We start from the raw sequence: 15,722 nt of genomic DNA, 5'->3' as shown, positions 1-15,722 counted from the left end.
AGGGATATGTTAGGAAACATCAGGTCTTTTAAGCTTTAAGTTTTTTAAGAATGGCCGAAACGGATCCCGATAAATCGGTTTTATCCTGTTCAATTCCTTTATGAATCAATTTGACACTAGACATCACGGTGGAGTGATCGCGGGCGAAAAGATCCCCAATTTTCATGTAAGGGATTTTTAATTGATTGCGGCATAAGTACATGGCGATTTGACGCGGCAGGGCACAATCTCGGCTTTGTGCTTTTCCTAAAATATCCTCAGTGCGAATCCCGTAAAATTCGGCCACGGCCTGAACAATTTTATTGGGGGTTAGGGATGTTTGCTCTTCTTCTTTAATTAAATCGGCTAAGTATTGCTTGACCTGAATAATGGAGGGGGTAGGATTGGTCGTAATGCTGCTGCCTTTTAAATTTAGGTGGGAGCGTAGGATGAGGGCTTCAAGAGATCTAACAAGTGCTTTTGTGCTGCTTGTGAACGTGTCTAGTAGAAATTGCGCGACTTTGGGGTTAAGGGGATAATTAAAAGCTCGAGCTTTACGCGTAAGCATTTCTTGCTTTTCTTTATTATTTAAAGATTCGAGAGGTAAAACGATTCCCCATTCGAATCGACTCACAAGGCGTGGCTCAATAAGCTGTAAATCCCCCGGTAAGCAATGAGAGCTTAATACAATTTGCTTTCCAGAAAGGTGGAGTGCGTTAAAGGTATGGAACAGTTCTTCTTGAGTAGCTCCTTTGCGCGAGAAAACATGCACGTCATCAATTAAAAGCACATCTATATTCCGATAAGCCTGTCTAAAAGTACTCATTTCACCGGCACGGATTGCGCTGACAACATGTTCTGTAAATGTTTCAGCGCGGGTATAAATCGCAGACAGCCCTTGTTTTTTTAGAGCATCCGCGGTGGCCTTTAACAGGTGGGTCTTGCCAGTTCCTTCTTTTCCATAAAGATAAATCGGATTAAAAGCTGCTAGATCAGAAGTAGGGGGAATGAAAGTTTTGGAAACGGAATCAAAACCTGTGATTTTGCAAAGGAGCTTAAGAGCCAAGAGATTGCTTTCTGAAATGACAAATTGGTCAAAGGTACAATAAGGGTCGAGCTGGTCAAAAGTTAAGTGAAATTTAGGAGAAGCTATTTCTGCTGTCCCTTCTTTCTCTTTTTTTCCTTTGGTAGTTTTCGATCGTTCGGCAGCAGCCGCAATGTGAATTTTGATCCGTTTGTTATTGTTGTTAAATAGTCGAGAGCTTGCTTTTTGGCGCATATGCTCTTCAAACCAAATGACTTGAAAATAATCTTTTGCTTGCAGGTAGAGATTGCAAGCGTCATAACGAACAATCTTGAGTGAACGCAGCCACTTATGAACTGTTTCGATTCCTATTTCAGATTCTTGAAGTGTTAGAAATTCGTCCCAAGCACGCATGTCAAAAAACTAAGAAAATTTTCAAAAATATTATCCTTATTAATATCCTAAACTAGTGCAATGATACAATAAGAGGCAAGTATAAAGTTTTTTATCTCTCTAGGGCAAATTTTTGGAACTTCCCTTTGAAAATTTTAGCCTATCTTCTCGCAGCTAGGCGTTTAAAATCTTAAAGTTAAAACCTGGGCTTTGAGTAGCTTCCTCAAAACCCAGATTATAAGATTATTTTTTAGTTTCTTTTTTTACCTTTGGGGGCAGGGGAGCAGCCAAAATTTTAGCCGTTTCTTTTTTCATTTTTCGACTGGTCCACCCTTGTTGAAGCATTCCCAACAGCATGGAAGACAACCAGTAAATATTTAATCCCGACGGAAATTGATAAAACATGACTGTAAATACGACAGCCATCATATTTCCCATTACCCTTTGCTGCCTTTCCTGCTCGGTCATTTGATTAGCGTCTTTTGGTGCAGACGACATGAATCTTTGTTGCATCCACATAACCGCGCCGAGAAGGATAGGAAGCAAGTGAAACTGATTTCCAATCAAGGGGATAGGCGTTGCCCAGCTAAAGAGTACATCGGGAGCTGTTAAGTTATCAATCCAGCCTGGAATAAAGGAGGCGCCTCTTAACTCAAAGGTGGACTTAAGCAGGTCAAACATCCCGATCAAAAAGGGCATTTGAATCAAGAGAGGAAGGCATCCAGACACAGGATTGACACCCCGCTCTTTATAAAGATTCATCACTTCCAGCTGAGCTTTTTTAGGGTCTTTTTTGTAGCGCTCTTGAATGGCTTTGACTTCAGGTGCGATTTGCTGCAGGCGTAGCATGGATTTTGTCGACCATGCATTTAAGGGGTAAAGCATAATACGCAACGCCACCGTTAGCAAGACAATGGAAAAGGCCCACGATCCTGTCACGGCATAGAAAAATTGCATCAGAATAAATAAAAACTTCGCAAATGGCTCCGAGATAAACGAAAACCATCCATGAAAGCTTTGGCAAGCGATGTAGTCGGGATTATAGCCTGTTTCAGGATTGGAAAATGTGGTATCGACTGTTTTCAGCACTTTGCTGGCGAATGGGCCTGCAAACATACGGAATGTCGCCGTTCCGCCACTACTTTTCAGGGGAAGCAAGGTCATGTATCCGGGAAGATCTTGCGCTTTAAATCGGTCTGTCTGCTGTCCAAGGACAGTTAAGCGAGAAGGAACTTCGATTCCAGAAACATGATCGACACGCAATCCAGGGTCAATTTCTGTTAAAGGATCTAAAATTGTCCCTAAGAAGCCATTAGAATTACAAATCCAATCGGGAAAGATGGAAGTGACAGTCGTAGCATCACTTGGGGGCGAGATGGATACAACTTCTGATTTCCCTTTGCGGGTAATCCGATATTTCAAAGCTGGAGCCGGAGAGCCAGAAATAATTTCTACTTCAGGAACACCAGAAGTTACCCATAATCCTCGGCTATCCCCTTCAATCTTAATAGTGGCATTGAAGCAATAAGGAGCGTTTTTCTCGTTTTCTTCAAGCGTATAAGTTTTTGTAATGCGGCGGAAACCTTGGTTTGCTTCGAAGGTAATGCTATTGTGATCAAAGTGCTTAACGGTGTAAACAAGATGGGAAATTTCGGGATATTCCGAGATTAAATTAAACGCATAGTGAACAGGAGAAATTCGGACAATTTTTTGATTTCCAGAAGGGAATAAATCTCTTCTCAGCAAAGGGTAATAGCCTCCTAATTGCCCCTGTGTGTGATACTGAAAGTTTTGGGAGTCCTTCCCTTCTGCCGGTGTAAAGTAAGGGTGGGCAGGAAAGTAGGCATTGTTTGGATGATGAGCTACCATTTCACGGTCAAATTCGATTTCTTTAACCACGCTTTTTGGATTTTGCTTGCTTTGCACAGGAAGGTTGATTTCGGCTAAAGCCCCTCCATAATTGGAGAAAACCAATTGCTGGTAAGGGGTTTCTAAGACATAGAATAACTCTTCTTGAGCCGCTTGTTGGGCTGAAGATTGAGGAGCAATCATTTGTGTAGACAAATCCGGCATTTCACTGAGGTAAGTAAGAGCTGGGCTATTTTTACGGTAAATGGCAACAGGGTAGGCTTGCCCCTCTCTTTTGAATAGGACAATCGCTGTGTTCATGAGCGTTGGAGGAGGAGTATAGTGTTCATCCAACTGCTTTTTCAACTTGGTGAGCTCTTCTTGTGGTAAAGAAAAATGCCCATCTGTGTAATTACCCAATTGCGTAAGATAAGAAGGACTCTGAGTGGCTAGAGGGGTGACCAGCTGTAAATCATAAGTTCCAAACTCTGGAAAACGAGGAATAGGCAAAGGTTGCTCCGCAGCTTCTTGGTAGACAAGAAGACCTTCTTCCCCTTTTTGCTGAAAAGTTAGATGAAATTTTTTCGGAGAATCGGTGGGGGAAGGGCTGGCATAAATTTCAGCAGGAGCAGCTTCCTTATTCCAAGATAAGGCTAAAATAAAGGGCTCAAATAGCAAACCGTGGCTTAAGAACTCTTTTCCGCCCTCTTGCTGAAATAACGAAACAACAGGTAATTCACTTGTTGAATTTTGATGTTTTTGAAGCAATGCCTCTAAATTAGCGACTTTTTCTTGCTTTTTGGCTGTTTGCTGCTGATGCCAGATTCGAACAGACTCATCGTTTTGCTGCTGAAAATACTGGTTAATAAACAAAAGAATCAGTGTAAATGAAAAAACTAGAAGGAGTGTGCGTTTATCCATGTTGTCCTATGCTGCGCAGATCAAAGAGGTCACAGGATTAACCTTTGATCTCATCCAGTGTTAATAAAGTTTGAAAAAGACTTGAGTTTATCATAAGCTTCCGAAACCGGTAAAGAAAAAACTCGGGGATTATCCGCTTTAGAATTTAACCTATTTTTAATTTAATTTGTTGGTAATAAGCAATTTAGGATTGAATTATGTCTCGTTTTCACTTGCTTTTGGGGTTTTGTGCTTTTTTAGGAATGAGTTCTTTCGAAGGGGGATATGGACTGGACGAAGTGGAATCGGCTGCGAGTGAGAAGAATTATAAAAAAGCCATCCAGCTTTACCAGGAAATGCTCGAAAAAAAAGCAAAACCTCCTAAAGACATTTTAAAAGGATTAGTGATTGCTTATTGGAGAGACCAAGAAGCTGAAAAAGCTTTTAAAGCTTTTCTTGAAGGGATTGAGCAAGTGCCCCTTTTAGAAAAGGGAGCAGAGATGACGCCTGAAGAAAAAAGGATTTATGAAAAGGCTTTGGCTGATTACCTCAACTTACAAGAAAATCCTCAAAAAATAGCTGTTAATATTTTAAAAAGTTATGCCTCTGTTTTAGCGCCACATCCCGATTATGCCCAGCTGGGCTATTTAGTCGCAGCAGCTTATGCAAATCAAGGGGATTTTGAACGTTTTTTTTGTACCTTCCTAGATTCTTATGAGAGAAACCCTTATCATTTTATGGCCTATAAAGCGAAAGCCCTTTTGCATATTAAACTTTATGAACGGGCCAGAACCATAGAAGAGCATGAAGTCCAGCGTAAACAAATTTTAGAACAGTTACAACTCTCTATAGAAGCTTACCCAAAAGATCATACCCTGTATAAAATGGCGTTACTTTTTGCTCCCGAAAATGAACTTTCACAAATGCTAGACAGATACTTGAATAAAATAATCGACATAAATATGATCATTCCCCGAATGGATATTGCCTTTTACATGCAACGCATTTTAGCGACAGGACAGTTCGACCTTGGGAAGAGATTTTTAAATAAAGCAAATGAGTGGTATACGCAAAGCAAGGTGATTGATGAATTTCGAAAACGGCTTAAACAGTTGGAAGCTTAATGACTGATACAAAAATTCTCGGGGATTACAAAATTATTAAAAGCATTGGACAAGGCGCATTAGGGATTGTCTATCTTGCCGAACATCGTTTTATGAAACGGCAGGTTGCCTTGAAAGTGCTACCTGAAGAACTCTCTCAAGAGCGCTCGTTTGTGCAGCGTTTTGAAGAAGAGGTCGGTCTCTTAGCGGGACTCGATCACGAGAACATCGTTAAAGTACACAATATTTCTTTTGCCCAGGGTCACCATTTTCTTGTAACAGATTGTGTAGTAGATGAAAACGGTGAAACGACCAACCTTGCTCAATACCTAAGAGCTCGCCATAAGCAAATTAAGGAAGAAGAAATTTACCATATTTTAGCTCAAATTGCAGATGCGCTCGATTACGCTCATAGTCGAAAAGGAGTCGGAACATGTCTAGCGCACCGCGGTTTAAAATTAAATAATATTCTGATTAGCAAGGGAAAGGCAGGCATTAATATTCATCTGTCAGATTTCGGCTTATCAAAAATTATTGGGCCAGGTGCAATTTTGGCACGTAGCTATAAAGTGCTCGCTGAAGCCCTTGGGATTGCTTCCAGTGGAGGGATTGCCCAAGAGGGGTATCCTGTTCCTCCTCTCGACATTAAAAAATTAACCCCCCTGCATGCTTCTTTTTTACAAAACTATTTCTTCCTTGCCCCTGAACAAAAGCAATTGGAAGAATGTAAAATTGGCGATGCGAAAGCTGATATTTATGCATTCGGAATATTAGCGTACTTTTTGCTGTGTGGCTGTTATCCTGAGGGCTTTTTTGAAATGCCATCCGCTTTATTGCCTGGTTATCAATACGATTGGGACACTCTTATTAGCCAATGTTTGCAAGTTAATCCAGAGAAGCGTCCTGCCAATTTGCTAAGCTTACTGGAAAGTTGCAAGAATGAACGAAAAGCTCAAAAAAAAGTGGAGGTTGATTCTTTTATAGAAGCTGTGCAGGCAGAAAAAGAAGAAATGAGCTGCGCTGAGCCTCAACTGAGTGTAGCAGAGATGATCGAGCCATTACCTCCTGTAGAACTTCCAGCAGAGCCTGTTGAAGATATTTCCAAAAAATCTTTGCGTCCGATTCTAAATGTCGCTCAGCTCGAACGCCCGAAAACAGATTTAGACCCTGGGATTATCTTTCAGCTCGATACCACCGTTAAGCAATATTTACCGGAGAAAAAAGAGATAGAAAATATTCAGCCTTTAATGACGGATATGGTAAGCATCCCCGGCGGTGTGTTTGCGCGGGGAAGCGCTAGCGGAAATCGGGATGAGATGCCACGCCACCAAGTGACAGTTGACAGTTTTGCGATGGATATTCATCCTGTCACCAATGAGCAATTTGCCCGCTTCCTAGAAGTAATGGGGGGAGAGAAAGACACTAATCACCATGACATTATCCGTCTGCGGGATTCTCGCATTAAAAGAAGCGGGGGAAAAGTTCATATTGAATTTGGATACAACAGGCACCCTGTCGTGGGTGTAACTTGGTATGGGGCTTTGGCGTATGCTAAATGGGTGGGAAAAAGACTTCCTACTGAAGTGGAGTGGGAGGTCGCGGCTTATGGCGGTTTTTCCAACTATTTATTCCCCACGGGCGATGACATTGAGAAAAACCAAGCCAATTTTTTCAGTGCAGATACTACGGCTGTCATGAGCTATGCGCCTAATGGATATGGCCTTTATGATATGGCAGGGAATGTTTACGAATGGTGCCATGATTGGTATGGATATAATTATTACGAAATTTCGGTCCAAGAGCCTGAAAATCCAAAAGGTCCATTGCAAGGAGTTTACCGCGTTTTGCGGGGAGGATGCTGGAAGAGCTTGAAAGAAGATCTGCGCTGCTCACGTCGCCACCGCAATAATCCCGGAACGGTGAATGGAACGTACGGTTTTCGTTGCGCAGCCGATGCTCAGTGATAAAGATTTCTTTAGAAACCTTTTTCTTTTAGATGAATAAAAACAGAAAAGATAACTACAAAAGAGTTCAAAAGAGATCTCAGCTATATGGAAGGTAAGCATCGTCTATGATTTCCGTTCTTTTTGTCTGCCTAGGAAATATTTGTCGCTCTCCTGCTGCAGAAGGGGTTTTGCGCCATCTTGTTAATAAACAAGGCAGAAGTGATTTATTTCACATTCAAAGCTGTGGAATTGGCGATTGGCATGTTGGGCATTTGCCAGATGAAAGGATGCGCGATTCAGCAAAAAACCGAGGCGTTGTGCTTGCCTCTCGGGCGCAAATATTCAAATATGAATTTTTTGATCAATTCGATTATATTTTTGCAGCTGATCATGAAATTTTAAATCTACTCTATCAACACGCAGCCTCTTCCGAGCAGAAAACTAAAATTCACCTTATGACTGTTTATAGTCCATGTTATCCAAATGAAGAAATCGTTGACCCTTTTTATCAGGGAAGAGGGGATTTTGAAAGGGTACTGGATATTTTGGAAGATGCATGTGAAGGATTCTTAAATTATTTAACTAAACAAAATAAAATTTAAAAGTATGGTTTGCCAATCAGGGCCCCTAGCAGAAAGAGCTGCTTCACAATTAACATATAACCATTTATGTTCCGTCATTCCGGCAGGAGTCAATTCGCCCATACGTGCCTGTAAAGGGTTAGACCAACTTCCCTTAGTAGCGGAAAGTGCTGAAAAAGATCTTATACAAGATGTAGATGGGAATCAGTTTATTGATTACTGTGGCTCATGGGGAGCTTTAATTCACGGACACGCTCATCCAAAAATACTCGCTGCTGTTCAAAAAAGATTGGAAAAAGGGACAACGTTCGGGGTAACAAGCGCTATAGAGGGACAACTGGCTTCTAAAGTGGTGCAGTGGATCGATTCTGTAGAGAAAATCCGTTTTGTGTCGTCAGGCACGGAAGCGACGATGAGCGCGGTGCGTTTAGCGCGTGGTTACACAGGGCGCCCTTATATCATTAAATTTAATGGCCATTACCATGGTCATGCGGATTTTTTTTTAGTTAAAGCGGGATCGAGTGTAGCAGATTTGCCGGCTTCTTCCTCAGCGGGTATTCCTGCGGACATTGTCAAGCACGTGATTTCTTTGCCCTTTAACGATAGAGAAGCGGTAAGAGAGATTTTCCAAGATCCTAAATTGCGGGATCAAATCGCCGCCGTGATTTTAGAGCCTGTGGCTGGCAATATGGGGGTGGTCCCAGCAGACCCAGAATTTGTCGAATTGTTGCGCAAAGAAACACGCGAAGCGGGAAGCTTGCTAATTTTCGATGAGGTGATTACTGGCTTTCGATTAGGATTGCGGGGCGCTCAAGGAATCTATCCTGTCAAACCTGATTTGACTTGCTTCGGAAAAATTATAGGGGGTGGATTTCCAGCAGCGGCCTTCGGGGGAAAAAAAGAAATCATGGATTATCTAGCACCGCTTGGACCTGTTTTTCAAGCTGGAACTCTTTCAGGCAACCCTATTGCGATGGAAGCGGGCTTGCAAACGCTTGTCTTAGCAGAGCAGCCAGGCTTTTATGAAAAATTAGAAGAAAAAACTCACCTAATTGTGCAGCCTGTTCAAGAATTCCTACTTCGGAATGAGCTTCCTGCTTGCGTGCAGCAGGTGGGATCCATGTTTACCCTATTTTTCGGCAGGCGAAAAGTGACAAATCATGAAGAGGCTCAATTGCTAGATTTTCCTCGTTTTGCGCGTTTTTTCCGCTTTATGTTTGCGCAAGGGATATATGTTCCTCCTTCTCAACATGAGGCGTGGTTTGTGTCGAGCGCGCATGAAATAGAGCACCTTGAAAAAACGCGCGAGGCAATTTTATCTTTTTTAAGAGCTGACTTTCAAATTCAATAGATTTGAGGAGTGTTCAGTTTTAAAAAAAAATTGGAGGGGTTTAAGTGGGGCAGGGGCAAACAAGCGGGGAGCCAATAGGCGAAATTCTTTTGGCAAGCCTTTTATCACTCTGCCGCATGAGGGTATTCTTTCCACTTTATCTTTAAAGTAGCTCTATCTCCTCCTTTGGTGATAGGAGGCCACACGGGCGCTGACGCAAGGGGTCTCTCACTTTGAAGAGATGGCCAAGGTTTAGCTAGGAGAAATTCTCCCTTCATTTTATCATTTTAGCGTTATGTGATCTCTTGGAGTTATTTTTGCTTGCTCAAATTTAGTCCGTTCAGCTATTGTTTTTTGTTCAGTGATCAAAGCCCATACATGAATTAGATGGGGTATTAGCTCAGTTGGTTAGAGCGCCACGTTGACATCGTGGAGGTCAGCTGTTCAAGTCAGCTATATCCCATTTTTCCTTTGCAAATTTCATGAATTTTATACCTGCATCGCTTCGTTTGCTTATCTCTAAGTTGTTAGGGTGCGTTCTTCGCGATCTCTTTCCCAATGTTCAGCTTGTACAAGGAAATAGTAATCAGTTCGGCTTTTACTACGATTGTCTGTTTTCTCAGCCTATTACAGAAGAGCTGCTTCCTTTAATTGAGGAGCGTCTTTGGCAATTATGCAAAAATCCTCCTCTCATCCAAGAAATGCATATGATGCGGGAAAACGCGGTGCATTTTTTTCAACATCATGGGCAGCCTTTTCACGCTCAGCTGGTTGAAAATATGGAGGAAAATATCGTCGAACTCATCCGAATCGCTGATTTTTACGATCTTTACTCCGCACAAGAGGTTCCCGATCCTGCTGTTATTAAAGCTTTAAAAATGCTTTCTTGCGATGAAAAAGAAATTTATCATCCCAGCTTTGGGAAAGTACGCGTGACTCGCATTTGTGGGATCGCCTTTTTGCAGCGCGATGAGATGAAAGCTTTTTTAAAGAGATGGACGAGCTATAAAAAAAAACATCATCTAGAGCTAGGGAAAGAAATGGAGCTGTTTCTTCCTTTAGACGAAGCTTCCTGGATTTGGCTTCCGCGGGGGGAATCTTTGCGCAAAGCTATTCTAGCATGGTGTGAAAATGGCTATGCTGCAAACGGCTATCAGAAAATCGGGATGACCGGTTTGTTGCCAGTAGAGCGCTTTACTTTTAAGCCCTCTTTCGAAAAAAAAATACGGGAACAAACTTGGATGATTGAAAAGGAGGAGGAAGAGTATATCCTTCCTTCTAAACAACTTTCTCCCGCTTTTTTTGCAGCTTCAGCTTTCCAGACTTTTCCTCTTCGGTTTTTTGAATCGGAAACACGATTTGCTGGGAATGCAAGCGAGAAATTAGAGGGGCTTTTAAAATCGCGCACTTGCGAAATGAGCCAGGCATCTCTATTTTGCCTAACAGAGCAAGTTTTGGATGAATTGATTTCTTCCTTGCAATTCATTGAGAAAACCGTTAAAGTGTTTGGTTTTGAGGCCCAATGGTATTTGTACCCAAAGGCTGAAAAAAATGCGGCGGCAAAAAAACAATGGCCCCAAGCGATTGCGTTTTTGCATGAAGCATTAAAGCTCTGCTACTTAGATTATCAAGTTGAAGAAACCTCTTCATCTTGGCGAGGTCCTAGAATTGAAGTTAAGCTAGTTGATTTACTCAATAGGCAATGGAAAGGACCTCAATTAGAATTTGATCTTTTGAGTTCAGAGTCCTTCGCATTAGCTAGTCAAGCAAAAGGCCAGCAAATTACCCCTTGGGTGATTCGTTGGACTGCACTTGGCTCGACCGAACGATGGATAGCTCTCTTAATTGAGCAAAACGAGGGTCGCTTACCTTTTTGGCTAGCACCTGAGCAAGTGCGAATCTTTCCCGTAGGGGAAAAAGTGATGGAGTACGCAAAAAAAGTACAAGGATTGATAAAAAATCAAGACCTACGAGTTGCCATTGATAAACGGCAGCATCCGCTGGCTGAAAAAATCTATGAGGCAACTCGACAACGTGTTCCCTATTTAGTGATCCTGGGGGACAAAGAAGAACGAGAAAATCGATTGACTGTTCGCTCTTTTGACGACAAAACTGCAAAAGCTGATATTGCGATTGAAGATTTTCTTACCTATTTGAGAAAAGAAAATTTATTTCAGCAAAATGTGGACGATAAAGAGCGCTAATAAGGAGTTTAAGAGTCGGATTGAAAGCGAATCGAGAGATACGTGCTCCAAAGGTGCGCGTAATAAGCCAAACAGGTGAGCAAATTGGAATTATCTCTACGCAAGAAGCTTTAGCAAGAGCTGAAGAAGCTGGGTTAGACCTTGTAGAAATTGTTCCTGGTTCATCTCCTCCTGTTTGTAAGATTATGAATTACGGAAAATTCCGTTACGAGCAAACGAAACGTGAGAAAGGGAATAAAAAGACGCAACATCAAATTAAGGTTAAAGAAATTAAGCTTAAGCCTAACATTGATGAAAACGACTTAAACACGAAACTTCGGCATGCTCGGGACTTTATTCACAAAGGAAATAAAGTCAAGATTACCTGTACGTTTCGTGGGCGTGAAACCATGCACCCTGAGATAGGGAAAAAAGTTGTCCAAAAGTTTTGTGATGAACTAGAGGAAATAGCGGCTCCTGAAGCTCCCATGAAAATGTTTGGGCGGATATTAAATGTAGTTCTTGCACCTGGATCAAAAAAGAAAAAAGAAGCTCCTAAGCGTCCATCTTCTCAAGAAGATGCCGGTTCGTCTGAAGAGTAGACGAATTAAAACGATTAAGAGTATTTTATTTTAGGAGAATGACAGTGCCCAAAATGAAAACAAAAAAAGCCGTAGCAGCCAGATTTAAATTGACTGGCACAGGGAAGCTCAAAAGAGGCCATCCTGGAAAGCGGCATATTTTGACTAAAAAATCACCCAAGCGGAAACGTCAGTTGTCAAAGCCAGCCCTAGTGGATGAGGCACAACTCAAGACTTATAAACGTTTGATGTGCGTATAAAGGCATCTGCTATTATGCGGATGCAATAATAAACGTGTCTAGGCTATAAGCTTAGATGTAAAAATAGTGGAGATTAGCATGGTTAGAGTAACCAACGCTGTCGCTTCACATCGCCGCAAAAAAAGACTGCGTAAACTATCGAAAGGATTTGTTGGGGATCGCAAAAATCACTTGCGCCTAACAACTGAAGCTGTCATGCGTGCTATGGCATATAATTATCGCCATCGCAAACTGAAAAAACGAGATTTTCGTAGTTTATGGATTATGCGTATCAGTGCTGCAGCAAAGATTCATGGAATGTCATACAGTAAGTTGATCCATGGACTGAAAGAAGCGCGATGTGAAATAGATAGAAAAATGTTAGCCGATATCGCAGTACGTGACCCAAGTAGCTTTGCTGCTGTAGTGGGTTGTGCAAAGGCATCCCTCGCATAGAGGTTTTGATATCGACTGTTTTTAAGCAGAGCCCTAACCGGCTCTGCTTTTTTTTTGGGGCGAGATCTAGCCTCTCGTTTCCCATGTCTTAGCCTGAATTTGGGTTCCTATTGAACCCTCAATAAAGACCTCTCAACGTGAGTAAAATAATGAGCATAACTATAGAGTCCTTACGGAAAGAATTTGCCAAAGAACTAAGCGGTGCGCACTCTTCTGCTGATTTGGAACAGATCAAGGTTAAATATTTGGGAAAAAAAGGACCTCTTCAGCAGTTGATGAAATCTTTGCGTGATGTTTCGCCTGAAGAGCGCCCAGAAGCTGGCAAGCAAATTAACCTGCTGAAAGAGGAAATTGAAAGTTCATTAGAAGCAAGCCAGACGCGATTTTTAGCGGCTGAAGAGCATGCTCAATTGCAAAAAGAAGTGATTGATGTCACTCTCCCCGGGCGCAAGCATTTTGCAGGTCGCAAACACATTATCACGCAAGTGCTTGATGAGATGATCGACATTTTAATCGAAATGGGATTCTCCGTTCAATATGGACCCGATATTGATTCGGATTACTACAATTTTGAAGCTTTAAATTTTGCGCCTGATCACCCAGCGCGTGATATGCAAGATACCTTTTATCTTTCTTCCGATATGCTGTTAAGGACCCATACTAGCAATATCCAAGCACGCATCATGGAAGCTAATCGGCCACCCATCCGTATCATTGCGCCAGGAAAGGTTTACCGAAATGAAACCATTACAGCGCGCTCACACGTTTTCTTTCATCAAGTAGAAGCTTTGTATGTAGATGTAGGAGTCACTTTTGCCGACCTTTTAGCAACCATGGATCAGTTTGTGGCAAAATTTTTTGGACGAGAAATCGAAACACGTTATCGCCCAAGCTATTTCCCTTTCGTAGAGCCAGGCATGGAAGTTGATATCTCTTGTCTTAACTGTCATAAAAGCGGTTGCTATCTTTGCAAGCATACAGGTTGGCTTGAGATCGCAGGGGCTGGAATGGTCCATCCTGAAGTGCTTAAATATGGAAATATAGACCCTGAAGTTTATACCGGTTTTGCTTGGGGAATGGGTGTCGAGCGCTTAATTTTATTGAAGCATGGGGTAAGCGATATTCGTCTTTTTACAGAAAATGATATCCGCTTTTTGACCCAATTTCCACAAGTGTAAATATGCATATCTGGAAAGTGGCCTCTTCAGAATCGGGAATGACGCTAGGCGCATTTCTTAAGCGCAAGTTTGAGGATGTTTATTCTGCTAAGCAGCTTAAGCGCGCCATTGAGCATCATCTTTTCCGAGTGAATCAACGGGTGGAACGTTTTGCCTCTACGCGGGTGGCTACAGGAGATCAAATTGAATGCGATCATCAAAAGCTTCAATCCTTTTTTGCTTCCCCCATGTTAAAATTTGAAGCCAAGCGGGTCCTCTATGAAGACTCAGATCTTTTTATTTATGATAAGCCCGCCGGAATTAATTGCGACTCCACGGGAATTGTACGGCTTGTGCATCAACAAGACCCCTCCCTTCAGCTTATTCATCGCCTTGACCGTGAAACTACAGGCGTTCTTTTGTTTGCTAAGTCAGAATCTATTTTGCAAAAAATGATTTATTTATTTAAACTTTTTAAAGTAAGAAAAACTTATTATGCAATTGTGGATGGCTTAGTTAATAAAGAAAAAGGCACAATTGATAACAATCTCGCTCCCTTGCATAAATATCAAGGGCAAACAGTCTGGGGACAAACTAGCGGAGCAAAAGGGGTGCACGCGTGTACAGATTGGATAAGAGAAAAAAAGGGGACGCAATGTTCTTTAATGCGGTGCCATCCCATTACAGGTGTAACCCATCAAATTCGAGTGCATATGAGTGAAATGGGGCATCCCATTTTGGGAGATTATCAATATGGTCGTCAATTCCGCTGTCCTTATCAGCCTTCTCGCTATTTGCTACATGCTTATGAAATCATTTTTCCTCACCCCGCCACAGGAAAAGAGATCAAGTTGATAGCAGAGCTTCCCTCCGATTTTAAACAAGCCCTTGAGCAATTAAGGCTGATATGAAAATTCTCCTTGTTAAGACATCATCTTTAGGGGATATTATCCAAGCATTCCCCGTCCTTGATTATTTAAAAAACCGCTTTCCTGAGGCTCAAATTGATTGGGTGGTAGAAAAGCCGTTTTCTGAGCTTGTAGAAGGGCATCCTGCCGTTTCGAATGTGCTGCATGTGCATACTAAAAAGTGGCGAAAGTTTTTTCCTTTACGAGAAAATTTTCGAGAAATTTGCAAAACCTTTTCGGTTTTGCGCCAGGTGACTTACGACGTCCTATTCGATTTGCAAGGCAATAGCAAATCGGCGTTTATTACGGCAATGGCTAAAGCCGCCAAAAAAGTTGGGTTTGGCTGGAACTCAGCGCCTGAATGGCCAAATTTACTGGTGACAAATGCGAAGTTTGATCCTCCAGCGGGTTACAATATTCGGGAGGATTACTTAGCTATTCCTCAGCAATTTTTTAACGATCATACCTACCTTCCTCAAAAGGTTTTATTGAAAATTGCAGAAGAGGAGAAGGCATCTATTAAATCGATTCTTCTAACTTCAAAAAAAACGGTAATGGTTTGTCCAGGGGCAATTTGGCGCAATAAACAGCTGCCCGAAAAGACATTGGCTGAATTGTTACAGATGATTCAACAAAAATTTGGCTGCCATTATTTATTGATCTGGGGATCTCCTGAAGAAAAAGAGGTGGCTAATAGGCTGCATGCGCAGTTCAGGCAAAACAGCCAAATTGTCAATAAGCTCCCTTTGCCTTTATTGCAAAATTTGATGAGCCAAGTGGGCCTTGTCTTGGCCATGGATTCACTTCCTTTGCATCTAGCTGGGACAACGGGCACCCCGACGTTTAGCATTTTTGGCGCCTCCTTAGCTTCAAAATACCAGCCTTTGGGGGAGCAAAACGCTAGCTTTCAAGGGGCATGCCCTTATGGTCAGGTTTTTACCAAGCGTTGCCCAGCATTGCGAAGATGTAAAACAGGGGCGTGTATACGAGAGCTTTCTGCTACTGATCTTTTTCTCTCTTTTGACACCCACTGCTCAAGATATTTCAATTAAATAAAATTTTTTAGGGGAAATTTTTATGGCTATCCAATTTAA

13 protein-coding genes and 1 tRNA gene are annotated in these 15,722 nt (G+C 42.0%); 12 read left to right on the top strand and 2 right to left on the bottom strand.

Annotated elements, in window-relative coordinates:
- Nucleotides 1-28 precede the first annotated feature (28 nt).
- The gene (locus PARA125_RS05935) at nt 29-1,417 is read right to left on the bottom strand and encodes a DnaA ATPase domain-containing protein (RefSeq protein WP_213157800.1); all 1,389 of its coding nucleotides are present in this window, start codon (nt 1,415-1,417) and stop codon (nt 29-31) included.
- Nucleotides 1,418-1,639: 222 nt separating this feature from the next.
- A complete protein-coding gene (gene yidC / locus PARA125_RS05930) occupies nt 1,640-4,165 on the bottom strand; it encodes a membrane protein insertase YidC (protein ID WP_213157799.1) in 2,526 nt (841 codons plus the stop codon).
- A gap of 197 nt (nt 4,166-4,362) precedes the next feature.
- On the opposite strand from yidC, the gene PARA125_RS05925 reads away from it, so the two are divergent.
- The 12 genes from PARA125_RS05925 to waaC all read left to right on the top strand — a co-directional run bounded on the left by PARA125_RS05925 (nt 4,363) and on the right by waaC (nt 15,680).
- Nucleotides 4,363-5,268: a hypothetical protein gene (locus tag PARA125_RS05925; protein ID WP_249274221.1), complete on the top strand. Its 906-nt coding sequence runs from the start codon at nt 4,363-4,365 to the stop codon at nt 5,266-5,268.
- Nucleotides 5,268-7,211: a bifunctional serine/threonine-protein kinase/formylglycine-generating enzyme family protein gene (locus PARA125_RS05920; RefSeq protein ID WP_213157798.1), complete on the top strand. Its 1,944-nt coding sequence runs from the start codon at nt 5,268-5,270 to the stop codon at nt 7,209-7,211. The genes PARA125_RS05925 and PARA125_RS05920 overlap by 1 nt, the downstream gene beginning before the upstream one ends.
- A 107-nt stretch (nt 7,212-7,318) precedes the next feature.
- The gene (locus PARA125_RS05915) at nt 7,319-7,795 is read left to right on the top strand and encodes a low molecular weight protein-tyrosine-phosphatase (RefSeq protein ID WP_213157797.1); all 477 of its coding nucleotides are present in this window, start codon (nt 7,319-7,321) and stop codon (nt 7,793-7,795) included.
- Between the two features lie 4 nt (nt 7,796-7,799).
- Nucleotides 7,800-9,125 (top strand): glutamate-1-semialdehyde 2,1-aminomutase, encoded by a 1,326-nt coding sequence (gene hemL / locus PARA125_RS05910; RefSeq protein WP_213157796.1) that lies wholly within the window; start codon nt 7,800-7,802, stop codon nt 9,123-9,125.
- 368 nt (nt 9,126-9,493) lie between these two features.
- A tRNA-Val gene (locus PARA125_RS05905) sits at nt 9,494-9,567 on the top strand.
- Between the two features lie 19 nt (nt 9,568-9,586).
- The gene (locus PARA125_RS05900) at nt 9,587-11,308 is read left to right on the top strand and encodes a His/Gly/Thr/Pro-type tRNA ligase C-terminal domain-containing protein (protein ID WP_213157795.1); all 1,722 of its coding nucleotides are present in this window, start codon (nt 9,587-9,589) and stop codon (nt 11,306-11,308) included.
- 20 nt (nt 11,309-11,328) lie between these two features.
- Nucleotides 11,329-11,889 (top strand): translation initiation factor IF-3, encoded by a 561-nt coding sequence (infC, locus tag PARA125_RS05895; RefSeq protein ID WP_213157794.1) that lies wholly within the window; start codon nt 11,329-11,331, stop codon nt 11,887-11,889.
- Between the two features lie 44 nt (nt 11,890-11,933).
- Complete coding sequence (rpmI, locus tag PARA125_RS05890) at nt 11,934-12,128, top strand: 50S ribosomal protein L35 (protein WP_213157793.1); 195 nt, start codon at nt 11,934-11,936, stop codon at nt 12,126-12,128.
- Nucleotides 12,129-12,206: 78 nt separating this feature from the next.
- Nucleotides 12,207-12,563 carry a 50S ribosomal protein L20 gene (gene rplT, locus PARA125_RS05885; RefSeq protein WP_213157792.1) on the top strand — a complete coding sequence of 119 codons (357 nt, stop codon included), beginning with the start codon at nt 12,207-12,209 and terminating at the stop codon, nt 12,561-12,563.
- Between the two features lie 149 nt (nt 12,564-12,712).
- Nucleotides 12,713-13,741, top strand: coding sequence for a phenylalanine--tRNA ligase subunit alpha (pheS, locus tag PARA125_RS05880; RefSeq protein ID WP_213157791.1), 1,029 nt, complete (start codon nt 12,713-12,715; stop codon nt 13,739-13,741).
- Nucleotides 13,742-13,743: 2 nt separating this feature from the next.
- A complete protein-coding gene (locus PARA125_RS05875; protein ID WP_213157790.1) occupies nt 13,744-14,631 on the top strand; it encodes an RluA family pseudouridine synthase in 888 nt (295 codons plus the stop codon).
- Nucleotides 14,628-15,680 (top strand): lipopolysaccharide heptosyltransferase I, encoded by a 1,053-nt coding sequence (gene waaC / locus PARA125_RS05870; protein WP_213157789.1) that lies wholly within the window; start codon nt 14,628-14,630, stop codon nt 15,678-15,680. The genes PARA125_RS05875 and waaC overlap by 4 nt, the downstream gene beginning before the upstream one ends.
- Nucleotides 15,681-15,722: the final 42 nt, after the last annotated feature.

Source organism: Parachlamydia sp. AcF125, assembly GCF_018342475.1.
GTDB lineage: Bacteria > Chlamydiota > Chlamydiia > Chlamydiales > Parachlamydiaceae > Parachlamydia.
This window is presented reverse-complemented; position numbering and strand designations above follow the sequence as displayed.

Excerpts from the sequence above, each read along its gene's own strand:
- hemL (WP_213157796.1), top strand. The coding sequence starts at position 7,800 with ATGGTTTGCCAATCAGGGCCCCTAGCAGAAAGAGCTGCTTCACAATTA.
- waaC (WP_213157789.1), top strand. The coding sequence starts at position 14,628 with ATGAAAATTCTCCTTGTTAAGACATCATCTTTAGGGGATATTATCCAA.
- PARA125_RS05935 (WP_213157800.1), bottom strand. The coding sequence starts at position 1,417 with ATGCGTGCTTGGGACGAATTTCTAACACTTCAAGAATCTGAAATAGGA.
- PARA125_RS05915 (WP_213157797.1), top strand. The coding sequence starts at position 7,319 with ATGATTTCCGTTCTTTTTGTCTGCCTAGGAAATATTTGTCGCTCTCCT.
- PARA125_RS05875 (WP_213157790.1), top strand. The coding sequence starts at position 13,744 with ATGCATATCTGGAAAGTGGCCTCTTCAGAATCGGGAATGACGCTAGGC.
- yidC (WP_213157799.1), bottom strand. The coding sequence starts at position 4,165 with ATGGATAAACGCACACTCCTTCTAGTTTTTTCATTTACACTGATTCTT.
- PARA125_RS05920 (WP_213157798.1), top strand. The coding sequence starts at position 5,268 with ATGACTGATACAAAAATTCTCGGGGATTACAAAATTATTAAAAGCATT.
- PARA125_RS05925 (WP_249274221.1), top strand. The coding sequence starts at position 4,363 with ATGTCTCGTTTTCACTTGCTTTTGGGGTTTTGTGCTTTTTTAGGAATG.
- rplT (WP_213157792.1), top strand. The coding sequence starts at position 12,207 with ATGGTTAGAGTAACCAACGCTGTCGCTTCACATCGCCGCAAAAAAAGA.
- PARA125_RS05900 (WP_213157795.1), top strand. The coding sequence starts at position 9,587 with ATGAATTTTATACCTGCATCGCTTCGTTTGCTTATCTCTAAGTTGTTA.
- pheS (WP_213157791.1), top strand. The coding sequence starts at position 12,713 with ATGAGCATAACTATAGAGTCCTTACGGAAAGAATTTGCCAAAGAACTA.